Genomic DNA, 4635 nt, shown 5'->3' on the forward strand with positions numbered 1-4635 from the left:
GCTGGTGGCCACGCAGCTGGCCAAGGCGCTGACCGACCCGGCGGCCGCCGCCGCGCTCGCCGAACTGGACGCCGTCCTGCTCGGCGGCGGCCCGGCCCCGCAGGGGGTGCTCGACGCCGCCGCGGCGGCCGGCGTCGCCGTGGTGCGCACCTACGGGATGAGCGAAACCGCGGGCGGTTGCGTGTACGACGGCGTGCCGCTGGACGGCGTCCTGGTCCAGGTCGCCGCCGGCGGCCGCGTCCTCCTCGGCGGCGCGACCCTGGCGCAGGGTTACCGCAACCCGGTGCAGCCCGACCCGTTCGCCGAGCCCGGCTGGTTCCGCACCGACGACCTCGGCGCCGTCGACGAGGCGGGTGTGCTGACCGTGCTGGGCCGCGCGGACGACGCGATCAGCACGGGCGGGCTCACCGTGCTGCCGCAACTGGTCGAGGCGGCGCTGGGCACCCACCCCGCCGTCGCCGACTGCGCGGTGTTCGGCCTGCCCGACGACCGGCTGGGCCAGCGGGTGGTCGCCGCGATCGTGCTGGCCGAGGGCCACGCGGCTCCGACGCCGGACGAGCTGCGCGCCCACGTGGCAGGCACCCTGGACACCACCGCCGCCCCGCGCGAACTGCACGTCGTCGAGGCGTTGCCGCGGCGCGGCATCGGCAAGGTCGACCGGTCGGGGTTGGTGCGCCGGTTCGCCGGGCCGGCCGATCAATAGGCTGGTCGACCGTGAGGCTGGCACGTCGGGAGTTTGTGGCCGCCGCGGTCGGGGCGGTGCTGGTGGGCGCGGCGTTCGTGCTGCCGCGGCTGCACTGGGGTGTGCGGCCGAGGACCGACGTCGGCCAGGAGCGGTTCGGCACACACACCGGGGCCGCCCCGATCTTCGGCGCCTGGGAGATTCACGCCAGCTGGGGCACCGGGCCTGCCATCGCCATCGCGATCGCCGCGGTGGTGTGGGGACCACTTCTGGCGCAACGCCTTTCGTGGCGGCTCCTGACGCTGAGCACGTGGGCCACCGCCTGCGGGTGGGCCTTCGCGCTGGCGATGATCGACGGCTGGCAGCGCGGCTTCGCCGGCCGGCTGACCACCCGCGACGAGTACCTGTCGCAGGTGCCGGGCATCACCGACATCCCCGCCACGCTGCGCACCTTCGCGAGCCGGATCGTCGACTACCAACCGAACTCCTGGACCACCCACGTCTCCGGGCACCCGCCCGGGGCGCTGCTGACGTTCGTCTGGCTGGACCGGATCGGCCTGCACGGGGGCGCCTGGGCGGGGTTGCTGTGCCTGCTGGCCGGGTCCAGCGCGGCGGCCGCGGTGCTGATCGCCGTCCGCGCACTGGCCGACGACCGGACCGCGCGGCGCGCCGCGCCGTTCGTGGCGGTGGCGCCGACGGCGATCTGGATCGCGGTCTCCGCCGACGGCTACTTCGCCGGGGTGGCGGCATGGGGCATCGCGCTGCTGGCCGTGGCGGTGCACCGCGGAACCCGCTTCCCCGCGCTGGTGGCCGCCGCCGCGGGGCTGCTGCTGGGCTGGGGCGTGTTCTGCAACTACGGCCTGATGTTGATGGGCCTGCCGGCGCTGGCGGTGCTGGCCTCGGCCGCCGACTGGCGCGCGGCGCTGCGGGCGCTCGGCCCGGCCACGCTGGCAGCCGTGGCCGTGGCGTCAACCTTCGCGGTGGCGGGGTTCTACTGGTTCGACGGCTATAACCTTGTGCAGCAACGGTATTGGCAGGGCATCGCCAAGGACCGCCCGTTTCAGTATTGGAGCTGGGCCAACCTGGCGTCCGTCGTGTGTGCGATCGGCCTGGGCAGCGTCGCCGGCGTCAGCCGGGTGTTCGACGCGGCGGCCATCCGCCGCCGCTCCGGGTTTCACCTGCTGCTGCTGGGCGTGCTGGCCGCCATCGCGTGCGCCGACCTGAGCATGCTCAGCAAGGCCGAGGTGGAGCGCATCTGGCTGCCATTCACGATCTGGCTCACGGCTTCGCCCGCGCTGCTGCCCGTCCGGTCGCACCGGGTGTGGCTGGCGCTCAACGCCGCCGGCGCCGTGCTGCTGAACACCGTCATCGTGACGAACTGGTAGGCGGCCCCGGCGGTTCGCGGGCTACAGCCCGGCCGCGCGGGTGACCTCCGCGAAGCGGCTGGACGGGCCGCAGGCCGCGCGCACCACGGCCACGTCGTCGGCGACGTCGAAGTCGGCGAGCACCGGCGCCGCGTAGGGCTCGATTCCCATGTCGTGCAACGCTCGATACGTCAGCAATCCGGTATCCGGCTGGGACATCGGGACGGCGCGCAGGCATTCGGCCGCCGCCGGGCTGCGCAGACCAAGCACCCACCAGCCGCCGTCGACGGCCGGCCCGAGCACGGCCGGCACCTCCCGCAGCCGGTGGGCACAGTCGGTCAGCAGGTCGGCGGTCACCTGCGGGGTGTCCATCCCGATCTGCACCACCGGATAGCCGTCGGCGGCGTCGGCGTGGGCGTTGGCCAGCCGGTCGGCGAAGTCGGCACCGCGCTGCGGAATCACCGTAAAAGCCTGCAGCCGTTGCCGAATCTCGGCGGCCCCGGCCGCCGCATCCAGATCGCCGGTCATGGCCACCACGCGGTTCGCCGCCGGCGCGGCGGCGACCGCGTCCAGCGTGTCCAACAGCGCGGCCGCGGCGATCTCGGCGGCCACCAAGTCCCCCACGGTGGCCGCGAGCCGGGTCTTGGCCAGGCCCGGCTCCGGCGCCTTGGCCACCACCAGCAGCGTCACCGGCAAGGTCACGAGATCACCTTCCAGAAGTCCAGGATCGCCGTGACGCTCCCCCGCAGGGACCCGCTGACCTTCGACGTCCCGCCGGTGCGGGGACCGTAGCTGACGTCGAGCTCGACCACGCGCCAACCGGCTGCCGCCGCGCGCACCAGCAGCTCCAGCGGATAGCCCGAGCGCCGGTCGGCGACGCCGAGGTTCAGCAGCGCCTCGCGCCGCGCCACCCGCATCGGCGCGATGTCGTGCACCGGCAATCCGTGGCGGGTGCGCAGCCGCCAGCTCATTACCACGGTGCCGACCCGGGCCACCCACGGCCAATGCAGCCCGGGCACCGGCCGGCGCCGGCCGATCACCAGGTCGGCGCCCTGCTCGAGCGCGGCGACCAGGCGCGGCAGGTCACCGGCGTCCATCGAGCCGTCGGCGTCGATGACCGCGACGATCGGGGTGGTCGCGGCGAGCACGCCCGCGTGCACCGCCGAGCCGTACCCGGCCCGCGGCTCGGCGACCACCTCGGCGCCGTGCCGCCGCGCCACCGCGGCGGTGTCGTCGGTGCTGTTGTTGTCGACCACCAACGCCCGGTATTCGGCGGGGATGGCCGCCAGCACGGCCGGCAGTGACTCCTCCTCGTTCAGGCAGGGCAGCACCACCGTGACCGCGTCGGGCATCACCGGCTCAGAACCCGCGATGGGGGTGAGGCTGCTGCGGGGCGAGCGTCTGCGGTTGCTGGGTCTGCGGTTGCTGGGTCTGCGTGTGCGGCGGCGCCACCGTCGTTTCGTGGGTGCTGGGCGGGGGCGCCGCGGTGGTCGGCGTTTGCGTCGAGGTGAGCGGGGTCTTGGTGTTCGTCGGCGGCGTCGTGGTCGTCACCGTAGGCGGGGTGGTCGTCGTCGGCACCGTCGTGGTGGGCGTGGTGGTGGACGGCTCCGTGGTCGTGGGCGTCGTTGTGGTGGTGGTGATCGTCGGCGTCGTGGTGGTGGTGGTGGTGGTTGTGATCGTCGGCGGCGTGGTCGTCGGCGGGTTGAAGGGCGGCGGATATATCGGGACGGGAACGATGACCGGGATCGGAACGGGCACAGCGGGATTGGGGTTGGGGACGACGCCGGGCACGTCGGGCGCCACCGGGGCGGGCGCGGCCGGGACACCCGCGCCGGGCGAGGTGCCCTGCGCCGGAAGAAGGCCATTGGCGTCCGGGATCACGCCACCCTGGAAACCGGCGTTGGGCTGGTCGGCCGGAGGCGGGGGCACCGGCGCCTGCTGCTGCGTCGGCAACAACGGCATGAACTTGCCCGGGGCGGCGTTCTGGTGGCCCACCACCGGCTGCTGGCTCGCGGTGGGACGCACCGCGATGGCCACCGCGGCGGCCAGCGACGCGAAACCGATGACGGCGAAGGCGATCACGGCGTTGCCGACCACCAGGGACCGGCGGCTGAGCCGCGAGGGGATGGCCTCGGTCTGATCGAAGTCGTCGTATCCGTCGTATTCGTCGTATTCGGGGTCGTAATCGTCGCCGGCGAACGGCTCGGCGTCCTCGGTCATCGAGTACGCCAGCTGCGGTTCCTCGGCGGCCGGCGGGGGCACCACCGTCGTCTCGTCCCCGGTGGGCCCCGTGGCCGGCGCCATCGCGGTCTCGTCGCCCGTGAGCCCCACCGCCGGAGCCATCGCCGTCGCATCCCCGGCCGACAACGCCGTCTGCGCCGCGGCCGCCATGGCGGCGCCCCGGGCGACCGCGAAAGACGGGTCCTCGGCGACCTGCACCCGCATGGTCGACGCATCGCGGAACTGGTCGGCGACCCGGGTCAGCTCGGCGGAATCGCCCACCAGGTACACCTCGCCCGGGGCGTCCGGCCGGTTCCCGAGTTGGGCCATCATCGTGTCGAAGGTGGCGGTGGCGTCGCCGCCGGCCAG

At 74.2% G+C, this 4635-nt stretch carries 5 protein-coding genes; 2 read left to right on the forward strand and 3 right to left on the reverse strand.

Annotated features, from left to right (window positions below; translation table 11 throughout):
• Both menE and A5704_RS05060 read left to right on the forward strand, forming a co-directional pair.
• Positions 1-703 (forward strand): o-succinylbenzoate--CoA ligase (menE, locus tag A5704_RS05055; protein WP_156737611.1); only part of this gene is annotated, 703 nt, incomplete at its 5' end.
• 11 nt (positions 704-714) lie between these two features.
• The gene (locus A5704_RS05060) at positions 715-2067 is read left to right on the forward strand and encodes a hypothetical protein (RefSeq protein ID WP_067752119.1); all 1353 of its coding nucleotides are present in this window, start codon (positions 715-717) and stop codon (positions 2065-2067) included.
• 21 nt (positions 2068-2088) lie between these two features.
• On the opposite strand, the gene A5704_RS05065 is transcribed toward A5704_RS05060, so the two are convergent.
• The 3 genes from A5704_RS05065 to A5704_RS28755 all read right to left on the reverse strand — a co-directional run.
• Complete coding sequence (locus A5704_RS05065) at positions 2089-2748, reverse strand: DUF2064 domain-containing protein (protein ID WP_067887664.1); 660 nt, start codon at positions 2746-2748, stop codon at positions 2089-2091.
• The gene (locus A5704_RS05070; protein ID WP_067887666.1) at positions 2745-3398 is read right to left on the reverse strand and encodes a glycosyltransferase family 2 protein; all 654 of its coding nucleotides are present in this window, start codon (positions 3396-3398) and stop codon (positions 2745-2747) included. Before A5704_RS05070 ends, A5704_RS05065 begins: the two co-directional genes overlap by 4 nt.
• Before the next feature lie 7 nt (positions 3399-3405).
• The coding region (locus A5704_RS28755) for a hypothetical protein (protein ID WP_067887668.1) at positions 3406-4635 on the reverse strand (1230 nt) is incomplete at its 5' end.

Origin of the sequence: Mycobacterium sp. E735, from assembly GCF_001666955.1 — a bacterium.
In the GTDB taxonomy this organism is placed as follows: domain Bacteria; phylum Actinomycetota; class Actinomycetes; order Mycobacteriales; family Mycobacteriaceae; genus Mycobacterium.